We start from the raw sequence: 16,613 nt of genomic DNA, 5'->3' as shown, positions 1-16,613 counted from the left end.
GGGCCGGCGTCGCGCGTGCCGGTCATACTCTCTTGATTGTGAGGCATAGCTTAAAATACCGCCAGGAAAGGCTTGACCTTCCGCCTGGGGGAAGGTTTAGGCTGACGGCATTGAGTTATGTCACTGAGAAAAGGGAGTCAGCGATGTTACGCCGTGATTTTATTAAATTAACCGCTGCGCTGGGCGCGGCGAGCGCATTGCCGTTATGGAGCCGGGCCGCCTGGGCGGCCGATCGGCCGGCCTTGCCGGTACCGCCGCTGTTGATGCCGGACGCGCAGGGAAAGATTGCGCTGGCGCTGCAGGCGGGTGAAACCCGCTGGTTGCCCGGTGCCGCCACCAAAACCTGGGGATTCAACGGCGCGCTGCTCGGGCCGGCGGTGAAGCTGCAGCGTGGCCAGCCGGTGACGGTCGATATCAAAAACAGCCTGGCGGAGGCCAGTACCGTCCACTGGCACGGGCTGGAAATTCCCGGCGACGTCGATGGCGGCCCGCAGGCGCTGATCCACCCCGGCGCGACGCGCACGGTGAATTTCACCGTCGAACAACCGGCCGCTACCTGCTGGTTCCACCCGCACACGCACGGTAAAACCGGCAGCCAGGTGATGATGGGGCTGGCGGGGTTGGTGCTGCTGGAAGACGATGAAAGCGCCAAACTGCCGCTGCCGAAAACCTGGGGGCAGGATGATATTCCGGTGATCCTGCAGGATAAGCGGCTGGGCAAAGACGCGCAGATCGAATACCGCCTGGACGTGATGAGCGCGGCGGTGGGCTGGTTTGGCGATCGCATGTTCACCAACGGCGCGCAGTATCCGCAACATCTGGCGCCACGCGGCTGGCTGCGTCTGCGTTTTCTCAACGGTTGCAACGCCCGCTCGTTGAATCTGGCGGCCAGTGACAACCGTCCGCTGTATGTTATCGCCAGCGACGGCGGTTTCCTGGCTGAGCCGGTGAAGCTGACCGAGCTGCCGATGCTGATGGGCGAACGCTTTGAAGTGCTGGTGGATGCCTCCGACGGGAAAGCGTTCGATATCGTGACGCTGCCGGTGAAACAGATGGGCATGACGCTGGCTCCGTTCGATCAGCCGCTGCCGGTGTTGCGCATTCAGCCGTCGTTGGCACAGGGTATCAAAACCATGCCGGACAGCCTGGTGAAGCTGCCGACATTGCCTGCCACCACTGGTATCCAGGAGCGTTGGCTGCAGCTGATGATGGATCCGCAGCTGGATATGCTCGGCATGCAGGCGCTGATGGATCGTTATGGTCACCAGGCGATGGCCGGCATGAGCATGAATCATGGCGCGACGGGCGCTGGAGACATGAAAGGCATGGAGAAGGGCGGCATGCAGGGCATGGACCACGGCAACATGAAGGGCATGGATCATGGCAAGATGGCCGGGATGGATCACGGCGGCGCGCAGAGCAAAGCCAAACCGTTCGATTTCAGCCACGGCAACATGATCAACGGCAAGGCCTTCGACATGAACAAACCGATGTTTGCCGCCAAACGGGGCCAGTATGAAAAATGGACCATTTCCGGTGAGGGCGACATGATGCTGCACCCGTTCCACATTCACGGCACCCAGTTCCGTATCCTTTCGGAAAACGGCAAACCGCCGGCGGCGCATCGCAGCGGCTGGAAGGACACGGTGCGCGTCGAAGGTTGGCGCAGCGAAGTGCTGGTGCGTTTCGATCATCCGGCAAGCAGCGAACATGCGTATATGGCCCACTGCCACCTGTTGGAGCATGAAGATACCGGCATGATGATGGGCTTTACCGTCGACGACTGATCGCGGTTCATCGCTCAGGTGGCGGTGCGCTCGCGTCGCCACCGCTTGGTTCAATGAAAGGAAGCCGTTATACTGATTAAAATATCAGCTGTTGAGGAGCGCGTCATGCCGACAAAATTGGATCCCATCGTTTCTGAGTTTGAGACTCAAGAACAGGCTGATAGCTACGATCGTTGGTTCAGAAGCACCGTGGAATCTTCCGTCAATAGCGACACCCCCCGTATCCCCCATGATGAAGTCATGGCTGGTGCTCGTCACATTATCGAGCAGGCGAAAGCCAAAAGAAAATCGGCCTGACCCTTATGTTAACCGTTAAATGGACTGACGAAGCAAAAACGGGTTTATATACGCTGCTGGCTTTTATCGCTGAGCGAAATCCACTTGCCGCTGAGGCTTTGTTGCAACGTATCGAAGAGTCGGTTATCCCGTTAGCGGAACATCCTTATCTATTCCGGCCTGGCAGGGTGAACGGGACTCGTGAAATGGTTGTTCATCCTAATTACATTGTGGTTTACCGCGTGCTGGCTGCACATATTGAAATAGTGAGTGTCCTGCACGCTCGTCAGGAATACCCTTAATAAAGAAAACTCCCCTGTCCGGGAGAGAGGCAAGTCGTAACGGCCTATGCTAAACTCTGCGCCTTTCTTCCGGCAACTGACCTGAATACTATGAAACACACTGTAGACGTAATGATTTCCGAGCAGGAAGTTAAGACCCGTATCGCCGAACTTGGCCGCCAGATCACCGAACATTACCGCGACAGCGGCAGCGACATGGTACTGGTCGGGCTGCTGCGCGGCTCCTTCATGTTCATGGCCGATCTCTGCCGCGCGATCGACGTGCCGCACGAAGTCGACTTTATGACCGCCTCCAGCTACGGCAGCGGTATGTCCACCACCCGCGACGTGAAGATCCTCAAGGATCTGGACGAAGACATTCGCGGCAAAGACGTGCTGATCGTGGAAGACATCATCGATTCCGGCAACACGCTGAACAAAGTGCGCGAGATTTTGGCGCTGCGCGGGCCGAAATCGCTGGCGATTTGCACCTTGCTGGACAAACCTGAGCGCCGTGAAGTGCAGGTGCCGGTCGAATATGTCGGCTTCTCGATCCCGGATGAGTTCGTGGTGGGGTATGGCATCGACTACGCTCAGCGCTACCGTCACCTGCCGTACGTCGGCAAAGTGGTGCTGCTGGACGAGTAATTGGATGTGGGGCGCGGCAAGCCGCGCCCGCGGCGGGGTTATACGCCTTTATCCTGCTTCAGTTTGGCTATCGCTTTGCGGTAGCCCATCTCCAGGCTCTCGCGGCTGGTCGCCAGCACTTCCATATCGCGCAGACGGCCGTCCTGAATGCCGTACACCCAACCGTGGATCATCACCTTCTGGCCGCGCTTCCAGGCGGACTGCATGATGGTGGAGTGGCCCAGGTTGTACACTTGCTCAATGACGTTGATCTCGCACAGCATGTCGAAACGCTGTTCCGGCGGCAGCTCGCCCAGCAACGAGCTGTGCTTGTACCACAGATCGCGAATGTGCAGCAGCCAGTTGTCGATCAATCCCAGTTCCGGGTTTTCCACCGCCGCCTGCACGCCGCCGCAGCCCAGGTGGCCGCAGATGATGATGTGTTCGACTTCCAGCACATCTACCGCATACTGCACTACCGACAGGCAGTTAAGATCGGTGTGGATAACGAGGTTCGCCACGTTGCGATGGACGAACAGTTCACCCGGCTCGAGGCCGGTCAGGCGTTCTGCGGGAACGCGGCTGTCAGAGCAACCAATCCATAAGAAGCGGGGCTTTTGCGCCTGGGCTAAACGTTCAAAAAATTCCGGGTCTTCCTGACTGATATTGGCCGACCAGGCCTGGTTGTTGGCGATAAGCTCTTCGATTTCTTTCATGAAGGTGATTGACCCGTAACGAACAGATTGCGTTGGAGTAATATAGGGTAAGCGTCACAATTTGGAAATCGGAACAGTGGTGCAACCTCATTTACCGCACGGATTCGACGCAGTGAAAACGCCGTCGATGCTAGGATTATTGTTAGTGTTTCAAGCCTCGCAAACAGGGGCGCGGCGGCATACTCATCGTCATAAGGTACTATTTTACATATGAATTATGCACTGGAATTAGCGCAGCTGACCAAGACTTACGCCGGTGGCGTCAAGGCGCTGCGCGGCATCGACCTGAGCGTCGAGGCGGGGGATTTTTATGCTCTACTGGGGCCAAACGGCGCCGGAAAGTCCACCACCATCGGCATCATCAGCTCGCTGGTGAACAAAACCGCCGGCAGCGTGCGGGTGTTCGGTTATGACATCGATAAAGACATCGTCAACGCCAAGCGCCAGCTCGGCCTGGTGCCGCAGGAGTTCAACTTCAACCCGTTCGAGACCGTGTTGCAGATCGTGGTGAACCAGGCGGGTTACTACGGCGTCACGCGGCGTGAAGCGATGGCGCGCGCCGAGAAATACCTCAATCAGCTGGATCTGTGGGGCAAGCGCAACGAGCGCGCCCGTATGCTGTCCGGCGGCATGAAGCGCCGTCTGATGATCGCCCGCGCGTTGATGCACCAACCGAAGCTGCTGATCCTCGATGAGCCGACCGCCGGGGTGGATATCGAACTGCGTCGCTCGATGTGGGGCTTCCTGAAAGAGCTGAACGCCCAAGGCACCACCATCATCCTCACCACCCACTATCTGGAAGAGGCGGAAATGCTGTGCCGCAACATCGGCATCATCCAGAACGGGGAACTGGTGGAAAACACCTCGATGAAAGGGCTGCTGGCCAAGCTGAAGTCGGAAACTTTCATCCTCGATCTGGCGGCGAAGAGCCCGCTGCCTAAGCTGGACGGTTACCACAGCCGCCTGACGGATACCTCGACGCTGGAAGTGGAGGTGATGCGCGAGCAGGGGCTGAACGGCCTGTTCGCCCAGTTGAGCGCGCAGGGCGTGCAGGTACTGAGCATGCGCAACAAGGCGAACCGCCTGGAAGAGCTGTTTGTCACCCTGGTTAACGGCAATGGAGAAAAAGCATGACGCGTTTGTATTGGGTGGCCTTACAAAGCATCTGGGCCAAAGAGGTAAACCGCTTCGCGCGCATCTGGATCCAGACCCTGGTGCCGCCGGTGATCACCATGACGCTGTACTTCATCATCTTCGGTAACCTGATCGGTTCGCGTATCGGTGATATGCACGGCTTCAGCTACATGCAGTTCATCGTGCCCGGCCTTATCATGATGGCGGTCATTACCAACTCCTATGCCAACGTCGCCTCGTCGTTCTTCAGCGCCAAGTTTCAGCGCAACATTGAGGAACTGCTGGTGGCGCCGGTGCCGACCCACGTGGTGATCGCCGGCTATGTCGGCGGCGGCGTGGCCCGCGGTATCTGCGTCGGCGTGCTGGTGACCATCATCTCGCTGTTCTTCGTGCCGCTGCAGGTACACGCCTGGTGGGTGATTGCGCTGACGCTGTTGCTGACGGCGATCTTGTTCTCGCTGGCGGGGCTGATCAACGCGGTGTTTGCCACCACTTTCGATGATATCAGCCTGATCCCGACCTTCGTGCTGACGCCGCTGACTTACCTGGGCGGGGTGTTCTACTCACTGTCGCTGCTGCCGCCATTCTGGCAGGCGGTGTCCAAGCTGAATCCGATCGTCTATATGATCAGCGGCTTCCGCTACGGCTTCCTCGGCATCAACGATGTGCCGCTGGCGTTCACCATGGCGGTGCTGGTGGCGTTTATCGCGGTGTTCTATCTGCTGTCCTGGTATCTGATCGAGCGCGGCCGCGGCCTGCGCAGCTGATCATATCGCGCTCCCGCTTTCCCGGCGGGAGCGCCTTTCTTGATTTGGCGCAGGCGGCGCGTAAATCAATAGAATTGCTCAAATAACCGCTAGTTCCCCGCTGTTTAAATCGTGCTATGCTGGCGCTCCACATTTCCTTCACTTTTGTCATTACGCACTCGTAAGCAGAACATCATCATGCGGTCTCAATACACGTTAACGGCTGGGTTACTCGGCATTCTGATGTCGTTGGTTTCCCCTGTGAGCCTGGCTAATCTGCTGTCGGAAGACGGCGCGGTTAAATCTGAATACATGGAAGCGCAGCGCGATAGCGAAGTCTATGCGTTGGTGGGCGAGCATGTGATCCCGGTAGGGGAAGTGAAGCGCGGGCAGCTGATCCAAGTCTTCCCGGCGGATGCGGAATACTACGAATTCAAATTCGGGCACGGTACCGGCTTTATCGATAAAGACGACGTGCGTGAATTGAAGAAGTCGCGCAAGGTGCAAGACGATTTGGGCGAGCTGAACAAACCGCTGACCAACCAGAATCTGATCACGCAAAAAACGATAGACGTATACACCGCAGCGGACAAGGACAGCGAGGTCTTGGGCACGCTGGAAGGCAACCTGCGCTATCCCATCATCGGCAAGCTGAAAGATCGCCTGAACAACACCTGGTACGAGGTCAACATCGGCGAGCGGCTGGGGTTCATTAATGAGTTGGACTGCGAGATCGATAACGGCATACCGGTGCTGACTTACCACCACCTGCTGAAAAACGAAGAGAACAAACGCTTCCGCCACACCTCGACCACCACCTCAGACGTGGCGTTCAGCAACCAAATGACCTATCTAAAGCAGGCGGGCTACGACACCATTTCGCTGTATCAGCTGGAAGCCTACCTGAAAAATCAGATCAACCTGCCGGGCAAGGCGATCGTGCTGACCTTCGACGACGGGCTGAAGTCGGTTTATCGCTACGCTTACCCGGTGCTGAAGGATTACGGTTTCCGCGCCACGGCGTTCATCATCTCTTCGCGCATCAAACGCCACCCGCAGAAATGGAACCCGGACTCGCTGCAGTTTATGAGCGTTTCGGAGCTCAAGCAGATTCAGGACGTGTTCGACGTGCAGTCGCATACCCATTTTCTGCACCGCACCGATGGCAACCGCCAGCCGATTTTGCTGAGCCGTTCGTTGCACAATATCGAGTTCGATTTTGAGCGCTCGCGCCGCGCGCTGTCGCAGTTCAACCCGCACGTGCTGTATCTGTCTTATCCGTTCGGCGGTTATAACCAACGGGCGATTCAGGCGGCGCAGGACGCCGGGTTCCATCTGGCGGTGACCACGGTGCAGGGCAAGGTGAAGCCGGGGGATAACCCCTATACGCTGAAGCGGCTGTATATTCTGCGCACCGACTCGATCCAGACCATGGCGGATCGGATAGCCAACAAGCCGGGTACGGTGGTGGTGCAGTAGGGAAGAACGGGCGCGTAAGGCGCCCGTTTTATTGTCAGGCGACCTGAACCGGCACGGCTTTCGCCTTGCGCTGCAGGTTGTTGTCACCTTCGAAATAGGCGACTTTCGGGTGGTGCTGGCGGGCGTCGGCGTCGGTCATTTGCACATAGGAGCAGATGATCAGTTTGTCGCCCACGCAGGCGCAGCGCGCGGCGGCGCCGTTGACCGAAATGATGCGCGAACCGCGCTCGGCGGCAATGGCGTAGGTTGAGAAGCGCTGGCCGTTATCCACGTTGTAAATATCGATCGCTTCATATTCCAGAATGCCGGCGGCTTCCAGAAAATCCTGGTCGATGGCGCAGGATCCTTCATAGTGCAAGTCAGCCTGAGTGACTTTGACGCGATGCAGCTTGCCTTGCAGCATAGTACGTATCATAGCTTTACCTAACTGAATATCGGCCTTCACAGGCGCTGGGGTTGAACATCTCTCCTGCATCCCTGCAATCTCTATCGTCACCGATTGCTCCGCCATTGTCTACCAATGGCCAGGGCTTCAGGGTGACGATAGTATAAAAAACGGCTTACAGCGTCAGGTCGACCTGCTGGTTGTCGATAAGACGCGCCTTGCCCAGCCAGGCGGCCATCAACACCACCGCCCGCTGGCTGTCCACCGTCAGCGGCTGCAGGCTGTCGGCGTCGCGAATAAACAACTCATCCGGCGTAAAGCCGGCGGCGCGCAGCTGCTCGGCGGTCTGCTCCAGCAGCGCTTCGACCTGACGCTCGCCATTGGCCAGCTGTTGCGCCAGCGCGTTCATGATTTTGCTCAGCTGCGGCGCAACCTTGCGCTCTTCGGCGGTCAGGTAGCCATTGCGCGAGCTGAGGGCCAGGCCGTCTTTGGCGCGCACGGTCGGCACGCCGACGATATCGATGTCGTAACCCATGTCCGCCACCATTTTGCGGATCAGCGCCAGCTGTTGGTAATCCTTCTCGCCGAAACAGGCCAAATCAGGCTGCACCAGGTTGAACAGCTTGCTGACGATGGTGGAAACACCGCGGAAGTGGCCCGGCCGGCTTGCGCCTTCCAGAATGGTGGAGATGCCCGGCACGTCGACGTAGGTCTGCTGCTCCAGGCCCTGCGGATAAACCGCGGCCGGGGCCGGGGCGAACACCAGATCGACGCCGCGGCGAGTCAGCTTCTCGCTGTCTTCCTGCAGCGTGCGCGGGTAGCGTGCCAGATCGTCTGGGCGATCGAACTGCATCGGGTTGACGAAGACGCTCACCACCACCACGTCGGCGCGGGCACGCGCTTCATCGACCAGCGTCATGTGGCCGTCGTGCAGGTTGCCCATGGTCGGCACCAGCGCGATGCGTTTGCCTTCCTGGCGCCAGCGGCGGATCTGCTGACGCAGCATCGGCAGGGTTTCGATAATAATCATTGGGTGACTCCTGGAACCATCGCTTAGTTAAAAGAGTGTTCAGCCGCCGGGTAGAGGCCTTGCTCCACTTCCTGAATGTAGTGCTGCACCGCCGTGCGGATATCGCCGCTCTGCGCCAGGAAGTTCTTGGCGAACTTCGGCGTGTGGCCGCCGGTAATGCCGAAGGCGTCGTGCATCACCAGGATCTGGCCGTCGGTGCCGCTGCCGGCGCCGATGCCGATGACCGGAATGGACAACGCTTCGGTGATCTGGCGCGCCAGCTCGGTCGGCACGCATTCCAGCACCAGCAGCTGAATGCCGGCCAGTTCCAGATTCTGCGCGTCCTGCAGCAGCTGTTTGGCGGCCAGTTCGTCGCGCCCTTGCACCTTATAGCCACCGAACACGTTGACCGACTGCGGCGTCAGGCCCAGGTGGCCGCACACCGGCACGGCGCGCTCGGCGAGCATTTTCACCGTGTCGCACAGCCAGCTGCCGCCTTCCAGTTTCACCATGTTGGCGCCGGCGCGCATCAGCTCGGCGGCGTTGGCGAAGGTCTGTTCCGGGGTGGCGTAACTCATGAACGGCAGATCGGCCAGCAGCAGGCAGGCCGGCGCGCCGCGGCGCACGGCGCGCGTGTGGTAGGCCACGTCGGCGACGGTGACCGGCAGCGTGGAGTCGTGGCCCTGCAGCGTCATGCCCAGCGAATCGCCCACCAACAGGACTTTGATGCCTTGCTCTTCAAACAGTTTGGCAAAGCTGGCATCGTAGGCGGTAAGGGTAGCAAACTTGCGCTGCTCCTGTTTCCACTGGCGCAAATGGGTCACGGTGGTGGGTTTCATCACAACGTCTCCTGAAACGGGCCGTGCGGCTTACGCAGGCCCAGGCTGCAAAAAAGTGCAGCCATTCTACTGTAACCCGATCGGGGTGGGTAGCGCGGATCGCCATGCTTAAGCGGTTCTTAAGAACCTTGTGGTGCAATGGCGCCAAGACTCAAAAGGGATACTCATGCGAATTCTGTTGATCGAAGATGACAAACTGATCGGTGACGGCATCAAGGCCGGGCTGACCAAACTCGGCTTCAATCTGGACTGGTTCACCGACGGCGCCGTCGGCAAAAATGCGCTGGACAGTGCGCCGTACGACGCGGTGATCCTCGATCTCAGCCTGCCGGGCCTCGACGGCCTGGATCTGCTGCGCCAGTGGCGCCAGGCGGGGCAGGACGTGCCGGTGCTGATCCTCACCGCCCGCGACGCGCTGGAGCAGCGGGTCAGCGGGCTGCAAAGCGGCGCCGACGATTACCTGTGCAAGCCGTTCGCGCTGGCCGAAGTGGCGGCGCGCCTGCAGGCGCTGATCCGCCGTCGCCACGGCCAACTGATGCCACAGCTGACGCACGGCAACGTGGTGTTCGACAGCGCCACCCGCAGCGTGAGCTGCAACGGCGAGCCGGTGACGCTGACGCCGCGCGAATTGGCGGTACTGGAGCTGTTTCTGCACAACAAGGGGCGGGTGCTGGCGCGGCCGTTGATCCAGGAGAAGCTGTACAACTGGGATGACGAGGTGAGCAGCAACGCGGTGGAGGTACATATTCACCACCTGCGGCGCAAGCTGGGCAACGGCTTCATCCGTACCATCCACGGCGTGGGTTACACGCTGGGGGATGCGCCGTGAAGCGTCTCAGCCTGCGGCTGCGCCTGATCCTGATCTTCAGCCTGCTGGCGCTGCTGACCTGGAGCACCGCCAGCGTGGTGGCCTGGGTGATGTCGCGCAACACCATCAACGAAGTGTTCGATACCCAACAGATGCTGTTCGCCAAGCGGCTGGCGACCGCCAACCTCGGCGATCTGCTGGCCGATGAAAGCGCGCGCAGCCTGCCGAAAACCAAGAAGCTGGTGCACCACGGCAAGCGCGGCGAGCAGGACGACGACGCGCTGGCGTTCGCCATCTTCGATCGCGACGGCAAGATGCTGCTCAACGACGGCGAGAACGGCGCTGATTTCCTGTTTGACGGGGAGCGTGAAGGTTTTACCGACGGTGAGCGCAAAGGCGATGACGACAGCTGGCGCCTGGTATGGTTGACCAGCCCGGACGGGCGCTACCGCATTGTCGTGGGGCAGGAGTGGGATTACCGGCGCGATATGGCGCTGGGCATGGTGACGGGCCAATTGGTGCCCTGGCTGGCGACGCTGCCGGTGCTGATGCTGCTGATCGCGCTGATGGTGGGGCGCGAGCTGCGGCCGCTGCGTGCGGTGGCCGCCGGTTTGCGTCGGCGTGCACCCGATGACGCCACGCCGCTGGATGCGCGCCAGGTGCCGACCGAGGTGCGCCCGCTGGTGGATGCGCTCAATGCGCTGTTCGCTCGCATCAACGCTTTGCTGGTGCGGGAGCGACGCTTCACCTCCGATGCCGCACACGAATTGCGCAGCCCATTGGCGGCATTGCGGGTGCAGACCGAAGTGGTGCAGTTGGCGGGGGATGATGCGCCGATGCGCGAGCACGCGCTGGACAATCTGACGGTCGGCATCGATCGCGCGACCCGGCTGGTGGATCAACTGCTGACGCTGTCGCGGCTGGATTCGCTGTCGGATCTGGCCGAGCTGGCGCCTATCGACTGGAACGATCTGGTGACGATGACCCTGGCGGAACAGGATCGGCAAGCCCATGCGGCGGGTGTGACGCTGCGCTATGAACATCGGGGAACGCCACCGCCGCGTCAGGGGGAAACCTTGCTGTTGTCGCTGCTATTGCGCAACTTGCTGGACAACGCGGTGCGCTATACCCCGCAGGGCGGCGTCGTCACCGTGACGCTGAGCGAACGTTCGCTGACGGTAGAGGATGACGGCCCGGGGGTGACCGCGGAGCATCTGGCGCGGCTGGGAGAACGTTTCTATCGCCCGCCGGGACAGGAACAAACCGGCAGCGGGCTGGGGTTATCTATCGTGCAGCGTATTGCCGGCTTGCATGGTTTACAGATCAGTTTCGCCAATCGCTCGGCGGGGGGATTCGTTGCGCGGTTGGCGCTGTAGGTAGGTCAGGATTTCGGTTTTGGCGAGTGCCACAGCGCCATGCCGTTTTCCGGCACGCGCTTGAGGCAGCTGGCGAGCGGTTCGCCATCAGGGAAAATCAGGTCGGGGGCGATTTCCGCCAGCGGGTAGAGCATGAATTCGCGCTCTTTCAGGCCGTAATGCGGTACGGTCAGGCGATCGGTATGGATCACCTTGTCGCCGTACAGCATGATGTCCAAATCGAGCGTGCGCGGCCCCCAGCGTTCATCCTTGCGCACGCGCCCCTGATTGCGTTCAATCGCCTGGGTATGGTCGAGCAGCTGTTCGGGCGGCAACAGGGTATCCAGCGCCACCACCGCGTTGAGAAAGTCCGGCTGGTTTTGCGGCCCCAGCGGCTTGGTGCGGTAAAACGAAGAACAGGTGACCAGCCGGGTGCGCGGGAGATGCTCCAGCGCCTCCAGCGCGGCGTTAACCTGTTGCAGCGGCTGCGCCAGGTTGCTGCCCAGCGCGATATAAACGCGGATCATTATGCCCCTTCTTTACGCGGTGCCCGGCGACGAGGACGGCGTTGACGCGCGCGGCGCGGCGCCGGATCGTCACCCAGGGTGCTCAGCATGGCTTTCTGCCGCGCCGGCGTGGCGTCTTGGAACTCACCCCACCACTCGGCCAGACGCAGCATCTCCTGATTGTCTTCCACTTCCGCACGCAGCGCCAGCAAATCATAGGCGGCGCGGAATTTCGGATGTTCCATCAGTTTGTGCGCGCGTTTGCCCTGACGGCGGGACAGGCGCAGCTGCAGCTGCCAGATATCGCGCACCAGCGTGGTGATGCGTTTCGGGATCGCCAGCGAGCGGCACTGCTCGTCGAGTACGTCGTTCATCGCCAGCGCGAAGGCATCGTAGTACGCCAGGCCGCTTTCCTGCGCCAGCTTCTGCGCGTGCTCCAGTAGCGGGTACCACAGCATGGCGGCAAACAGGAAGGCTGGGTTGACGCGCATGTCGTTCTGCAGACGGTGATCGGTGTTCTTCAGCACCTGCGCCAGAATGCGCTCCATCGGCGTATCGTGGTTCGGCGTGAAGTTGCGGGCGATCAGCGGGAACAGCGGTTGGAACAGCTGGTATTCGCACAGCTTCAGGTAGGTCTGGAAACCGTAACCCGCCTGCAGCAGCTTGAGGGATTCTTCGAACAGGCGCGCCGGCGGGATCTCGTGCAGCAGCGAGGCCAGGCGCGGGATCGGCTCGGCGGTCTCTTCGCTGATGCTCATATCCAGCTTGGCGGCGAAGCGCACCGCGCGCAGCATGCGCACCGGATCTTCGCGGTAGCGGGTTTCTGGATCGCCAATCAGGCGGATCACGCCTTGCTTCAGATCGTTCAGGCCGCCGACGTAATCGCGCAGGGTGAAATCCGCCACGCCGTAGTACAGGCTGTTGATGGTGAAATCACGGCGCTGGGCGTCCTCCTCGATCGAACCGAAGATGTTGTCGCGCAGCAGCATGCCGTTTTGCGCCTGCTGAGACGAGTTCTTGTCGGATTCCTGATTCTGTTCGTGGTGACCGCGGAAGGTGGCCACTTCGATGATCTCCGGCCCGAACATCACGTGCGCCAAGCGGAAACGGCGGCCGACCAGGCGGCAGTTGCGGAACAGCTTGCGCACTTGCTCCGGCGTGGCGTTGGTGGTGATGTCGAAGTCTTTCGGCTTTTTGCCGAGCAACAGATCGCGCACCCCGCCGCCGACCAGATAGGCCTCGTAGCCGGACTTGTTCAGGCGATAAAGCACTTTCAGCGCATTTTCGCTGATGTCTTTACGGGAGATCGAGTGCTGTTCGCGCGGGATCACGGTCATCGAGTCGTTGCTCTCGGCGATAGGAAAAGGCGGACGCTTGCGCGGCGTTGAGCGGCGGGCAGGGGCGTTGCTGCCGTTATCGGCGGCGCGCGGCTGCGGCGCAGGGCGGCTTGGCGCCGCGGCACGCTCTTCGCGGACTACGTTTTTATCGCCGGCCGCCGCGTCGTCGCGGGGCAGCTTGTCATCGCGGGTCAGTACCTTACGACAGAAGTTGGCTACTCGGGTAAAAATGGTACACCTCGATAGTGACTGATAAAAATGGAGCTAACAAAAAATAGCGGCTAATCATAGCTCACCATGGCTCCTTTGAGAATGCCGGCGTGTTTTCATCCAGAGGGATAGCCTCCTGACGCGGCACGTTTTCCAACCGCCAGTGTTCGATCGCCCAGCTCAATAATAATGGCAGGTCAAGATCTTGCCAGCTTTCCGGCAGCGGTTGGCGCAGAAATTTCAGCGCGGCGATCAGCACCGGCCGCGGATCGCCAGCGGGCAATGCCGGCGCATGGTTTTGCTTCGACAGCTTGATGCCGTTGGCACCCAGCGCCAGCGGCAGATGCACATAAGTGGGCACCGGCGCCTGCAGCTGGCGGTAAAGGGCAATTTGGCGCACCGTCGGTTCGATCAGATCGGCGCCGCGGACAATCTCGGTCACGCCCTGAAAATGGTCGTCGATCACCACCGCCAGATTGTAAGCGAACAGCCCGTCGCGGCGGCGAATGATAAAGTCTTCCCGCGCCAGCGCCGGATCGGCGTGCAATTCTCCCTGCAGGCGATCGTGGAACCGGTAAACGGGGGCGGTCTGACGCAAGCGGATGGCGGCACCCTGCGGGCCGAGCTGCAAATCGCGGCAGTGGCCGTCGTACAATCCGCCGATGTGCTGGATGCGGCTGCGGGTGCAGGTGCAGTAATAGCTGAGCCCCTGGCGCTGCAACAGATCCAGCGCGGCGCGATAGGCATCGTGACGTTGGGATTGATAGATGACCTGGCCGTCCCAGTGGAGACCATAATGTTCCAGCGCGGACAGGATGCGAGCGGCGGCGCCGGGGACTTCGCGCGGCGGGTCGATATCTTCGATGCGAACCAGCCACTGCCCGCGTTGGGCGCGAGCCTGAAGGTAGCTTCCCAGAGCGGCAATCAGCGAACCGAAATGCAGATCCCCGGAAGGCGATGGGGCAAAGCGCCCCACATAATGACTTTCTTGCATATCAGAGGGGAGAGGTTCCCTTTTCTCTGTGCGGCGCACGCAGGTGCGCACGCCGCAGCGGTAACAACGGTATTAGCCGGCCATCTGCTTTTCGCGGATCTCAGCCAGCGTCTTGCAGTCGATGCACAGATCGGCGGTCGGACGCGCTTCGAGTCGACGAATGCCGATCTCCACGCCACAAGATTCGCAGTAGCCGAAATCATCGTCTTCCACTTTCTTCAGCGTTTTCTCGATCTTTTTGATCAGTTTGCGTTCACGGTCACGGTTACGCAGTTCAAGGCTGAACTCTTCTTCCTGGGTAGCGCGGTCGGCCGGATCAGGGAAGTTGGCTGCCTCTTCTTGCATATGCGATACAGTACGGTCCACTTCGTCCCTGAGCTGGTTGCGCCACGCTTCAAGAATGCGCTTGAAATGCGACAACTGGGCGTCGTTCATGTACTCTTCGCCCGGCTTCTCTTGGTACGGCTCCACCCCAGCGATGGCGAGAATGCTCAAGGACGAGGTTTTACGGTTTTGCCCTTCTTGCATGTTGCTTCTCCTACATACACACGCACTATCGAATCCCCAATGCGGGGGAAAAACAGGCCGCTATAAATAACAGAAGGAAGGTAGGTTGGCAATTATTCCTGTCGCCCGCTTGACAATCGTGTGAAGGAGGGCGTATTTGGCGATCGTGCTGGCCGGTTGTCTATTTATAGGGACCCGACTGCGCTAATCGATAAAAAACGGCAGCTTATCGCAGAGATAAATACCGTCAGGTGATAATTTTGCCCCATAGCAAACCACTTCCACTCCCAACTGCCGGACCTGTGCCAACAGCGCCGCATAGCGCTCATCTATATGATGTGCCGGTGCGACCTGCTCAATACCGCTGTGTAACACGGCAAAGAACAACACCGCCCGTTGCCCGCTTTCAACCACGCTGAGCAACTCACGCAGGTGCTTTTGCCCTCTGAGCGTTACCGCATCAGGAAAGTAACCACGTTGTTGTTGCAGTAATGTGACTGACTTAACTTCAATATAGCAGTTAACCCGATTTTCTGCCTGTAATAACAAATCGATACGGCTGTTTTCACCGCCGTATTTCACTTCGCCACTAATTTTACTGTAACCGGATAATTCATTGATTAAATTGTGTTCAATCGCCTCGCGCACCAGCGCGTTGGCGCGCAGGGTGTTGACGCAGATCCAGTGTCCCTGTTGGGTATGGGTCAGCTCCCAGCTGTGGGCGTATTTACGTTTGGGGTTGTCCGAGGTGGAGTACCAAACGGTATCGCCGGGCGTGGCGCAGCCGGTCATGGCGCCGGTATTGGCGCAGTGCAGCGTAAAGGTTTCCCCTTCCGGGGTGATCACGTCCGCCAGAAAGCGCTTGTAACGTTTGATCAGCGTGGCGGAACGCAGCGGTGGAGAGAAAATCATGCGGATGCCTGCTTGGCCAGCGGCCACTGTTCGAGGTGTTGATAGCGGGTGCGGCCGTTTTCGAACACCGACTCATATAAGGAAAAGGCGTCGGCGCTGAACGCCCAGCCCGGCGTCGCCGGCGGGATGGCCACCGGCTGGGTGGCGGCGCGCAACAGCGTGATGTGCGGATGGAACGGCAGCGCGCTTTGGTGGCAGCCGCTGCGGGCGGCCTGCGAACGCAGCAGCTCGGCCAGCTGCAGCAGCCCGCGCGGTGCGCGGCGGGTGCCGAGCCAGACCACGCCGGGGCGCGGCCAATGGCCGAGATCGTCGAGCCGCATGCTGAAGCCGGGTTGAACGATGCGGCCGGCCAGTTTGCGCAGCGCCAGCTCTTTCTGCGCGGTGACCTCGCCAAGAAACGCCAGCGTCAGGTGCAAATTGGCCGCCGCCACCGGTCGGCCGGCCTCCGGCGCAAACGCCTCGGCGCGCCAGCGGATCACCTGCTGTTGCAGGGCATCAGGCAAAGACAGGGCGAAAAACAGGCGGCGCGAATTGGACATGGGGGCTCGGTAAATAATGACAAATCCGTCAGGAACAGACTTGAATGCGGTTTGCAACGGTCTCGCGCGAAGCGGGGCGCATGGATGAGCTCCGTACTATAGCTAACGACGCCGCAGTTTGAAAGGCTACGGGGGCAAAGCTAATGCTACACTGTACGCCGTTTAA

At 60.1% G+C, this 16,613-nt stretch carries 19 protein-coding genes; 9 read left to right on the top strand and 10 right to left on the bottom strand.

Going from position 1 to position 16,613, the window contains the following annotated elements:
* Nucleotides 1-143: 143 nt before the first annotated feature.
* The 4 genes from cueO to hpt all read left to right on the top strand — a co-directional run bounded on the left by cueO (nucleotide 144) and on the right by hpt (nucleotide 2,992).
* Nucleotides 144-1,787: a multicopper oxidase CueO gene (gene cueO, locus ACMGGW_RS19210; protein WP_025304229.1), complete on the top strand. Its 1,644-nt coding sequence runs from the start codon at nucleotides 144-146 to the stop codon at nucleotides 1,785-1,787.
* Between the two features lie 105 nt (nucleotides 1,788-1,892).
* Nucleotides 1,893-2,084: a hypothetical protein gene (locus ACMGGW_RS19205; protein ID WP_049208400.1), complete on the top strand. Its 192-nt coding sequence runs from the start codon at nucleotides 1,893-1,895 to the stop codon at nucleotides 2,082-2,084.
* A gap of 5 nt (nucleotides 2,085-2,089) precedes the next feature.
* The gene (locus ACMGGW_RS19200; RefSeq protein ID WP_049208401.1) at nucleotides 2,090-2,365 is read left to right on the top strand and encodes a type II toxin-antitoxin system RelE/ParE family toxin; all 276 of its coding nucleotides are present in this window, start codon (nucleotides 2,090-2,092) and stop codon (nucleotides 2,363-2,365) included.
* A 90-nt stretch (nucleotides 2,366-2,455) separates the two neighbouring features.
* Nucleotides 2,456-2,992 carry a hypoxanthine phosphoribosyltransferase gene (gene hpt, locus ACMGGW_RS19195; RefSeq protein WP_048234659.1) on the top strand — a complete coding sequence of 179 codons (537 nt, stop codon included), beginning with the start codon at nucleotides 2,456-2,458 and terminating at the stop codon, nucleotides 2,990-2,992.
* Nucleotides 2,993-3,030: 38 nt separating this feature from the next.
* Here the strand turns inward: hpt and can are convergent, their stop codons facing one another.
* Nucleotides 3,031-3,687: a carbonate dehydratase gene (gene can, locus ACMGGW_RS19190; protein WP_016930066.1), complete on the bottom strand. Its 657-nt coding sequence runs from the start codon at nucleotides 3,685-3,687 to the stop codon at nucleotides 3,031-3,033.
* Nucleotides 3,688-3,897: 210 nt separating this feature from the next.
* Between can and ACMGGW_RS19185 the strand changes: the two genes are divergently transcribed.
* From ACMGGW_RS19185 to ACMGGW_RS19175, 3 genes are all read left to right on the top strand, one after another.
* Nucleotides 3,898-4,821: an ABC transporter ATP-binding protein gene (locus ACMGGW_RS19185; protein ID WP_015379030.1), complete on the top strand. Its 924-nt coding sequence runs from the start codon at nucleotides 3,898-3,900 to the stop codon at nucleotides 4,819-4,821.
* Entirely contained in the window at nucleotides 4,818-5,588 is a 771-nt protein-coding gene (locus tag ACMGGW_RS19180; protein ID WP_004937535.1) for an ABC transporter permease, read from the top strand. Before ACMGGW_RS19185 ends, ACMGGW_RS19180 begins: the two co-directional genes overlap by 4 nt.
* A 177-nt stretch (nucleotides 5,589-5,765) precedes the next feature.
* A complete protein-coding gene (locus ACMGGW_RS19175; protein WP_049208402.1) occupies nucleotides 5,766-7,046 on the top strand; it encodes a polysaccharide deacetylase family protein in 1,281 nt (426 codons plus the stop codon).
* 34 nt (nucleotides 7,047-7,080) lie between these two features.
* Here ACMGGW_RS19175 and panD read toward each other — a convergent pair whose 3' ends face one another.
* From panD to panB, 3 genes are all read right to left on the bottom strand, one after another.
* Nucleotides 7,081-7,461: an aspartate 1-decarboxylase gene (gene panD, locus ACMGGW_RS19170; protein ID WP_004937544.1), complete on the bottom strand. Its 381-nt coding sequence runs from the start codon at nucleotides 7,459-7,461 to the stop codon at nucleotides 7,081-7,083.
* Nucleotides 7,462-7,606: 145 nt separating this feature from the next.
* Nucleotides 7,607-8,461 carry a pantoate--beta-alanine ligase gene (gene panC, locus ACMGGW_RS19165; protein WP_049205552.1) on the bottom strand — a complete coding sequence of 285 codons (855 nt, stop codon included), beginning with the start codon at nucleotides 8,459-8,461 and terminating at the stop codon, nucleotides 7,607-7,609.
* Between the two features lie 23 nt (nucleotides 8,462-8,484).
* Nucleotides 8,485-9,279: a 3-methyl-2-oxobutanoate hydroxymethyltransferase gene (panB, locus tag ACMGGW_RS19160; RefSeq protein ID WP_025304226.1), complete on the bottom strand. Its 795-nt coding sequence runs from the start codon at nucleotides 9,277-9,279 to the stop codon at nucleotides 8,485-8,487.
* Nucleotides 9,280-9,445: 166 nt separating this feature from the next.
* On the opposite strand from panB, the gene qseB reads away from it, so the two are divergent.
* On the top strand, nucleotides 9,446-10,108 hold the full coding sequence (gene qseB, locus ACMGGW_RS19155) for a quorum sensing response regulator transcription factor QseB (protein ID WP_004937550.1): 663 nt from the start codon (nucleotides 9,446-9,448) through the stop codon (nucleotides 10,106-10,108).
* The gene (gene qseC / locus ACMGGW_RS19150) at nucleotides 10,105-11,463 is read left to right on the top strand and encodes a quorum sensing histidine kinase QseC (protein WP_049205553.1); all 1,359 of its coding nucleotides are present in this window, start codon (nucleotides 10,105-10,107) and stop codon (nucleotides 11,461-11,463) included. The genes qseB and qseC overlap by 4 nt, the downstream gene beginning before the upstream one ends.
* Before the next feature lie 5 nt (nucleotides 11,464-11,468).
* Here the strand turns inward: qseC and folK are convergent, their stop codons facing one another.
* The 6 genes from folK to thpR form a co-directional block, all read right to left on the bottom strand.
* Complete coding sequence (gene folK / locus ACMGGW_RS19145) at nucleotides 11,469-11,969, bottom strand: 2-amino-4-hydroxy-6-hydroxymethyldihydropteridine diphosphokinase (RefSeq protein ID WP_004937558.1); 501 nt, start codon at nucleotides 11,967-11,969, stop codon at nucleotides 11,469-11,471.
* The gene (pcnB, locus tag ACMGGW_RS19140) at nucleotides 11,969-13,516 is read right to left on the bottom strand and encodes a polynucleotide adenylyltransferase PcnB (RefSeq protein WP_075200639.1); all 1,548 of its coding nucleotides are present in this window, start codon (nucleotides 13,514-13,516) and stop codon (nucleotides 11,969-11,971) included. Before pcnB ends, folK begins: the two co-directional genes overlap by 1 nt.
* 61 nt (nucleotides 13,517-13,577) lie before the next feature.
* Complete coding sequence (gluQRS, locus tag ACMGGW_RS19135) at nucleotides 13,578-14,489, bottom strand: tRNA glutamyl-Q(34) synthetase GluQRS (protein ID WP_197832263.1); 912 nt, start codon at nucleotides 14,487-14,489, stop codon at nucleotides 13,578-13,580.
* 72 nt (nucleotides 14,490-14,561) lie between these two features.
* Nucleotides 14,562-15,017, bottom strand: a complete 456-nt coding sequence (gene dksA / locus ACMGGW_RS19130; RefSeq protein WP_004937569.1) for an RNA polymerase-binding protein DksA — start codon at nucleotides 15,015-15,017, stop codon at nucleotides 14,562-14,564.
* 183 nt (nucleotides 15,018-15,200) lie between these two features.
* Complete coding sequence (gene sfsA, locus ACMGGW_RS19125; RefSeq protein ID WP_004937572.1) at nucleotides 15,201-15,908, bottom strand: DNA/RNA nuclease SfsA; 708 nt, start codon at nucleotides 15,906-15,908, stop codon at nucleotides 15,201-15,203.
* On the bottom strand, nucleotides 15,905-16,447 hold the full coding sequence (gene thpR / locus ACMGGW_RS19120) for an RNA 2',3'-cyclic phosphodiesterase (RefSeq protein WP_025304220.1): 543 nt from the start codon (nucleotides 16,445-16,447) through the stop codon (nucleotides 15,905-15,907). The genes sfsA and thpR overlap by 4 nt, the downstream gene beginning before the upstream one ends.
* Nucleotides 16,448-16,613 lie beyond the last annotated feature (166 nt).

The sequence above is a fragment of the Serratia sp. BNK-4 genome, assembly GCF_048685115.1.
Lineage (GTDB): Bacteria > Pseudomonadota > Gammaproteobacteria > Enterobacterales > Enterobacteriaceae > Serratia > Serratia bockelmannii.
This window is presented reverse-complemented; position numbering and strand designations above follow the sequence as displayed.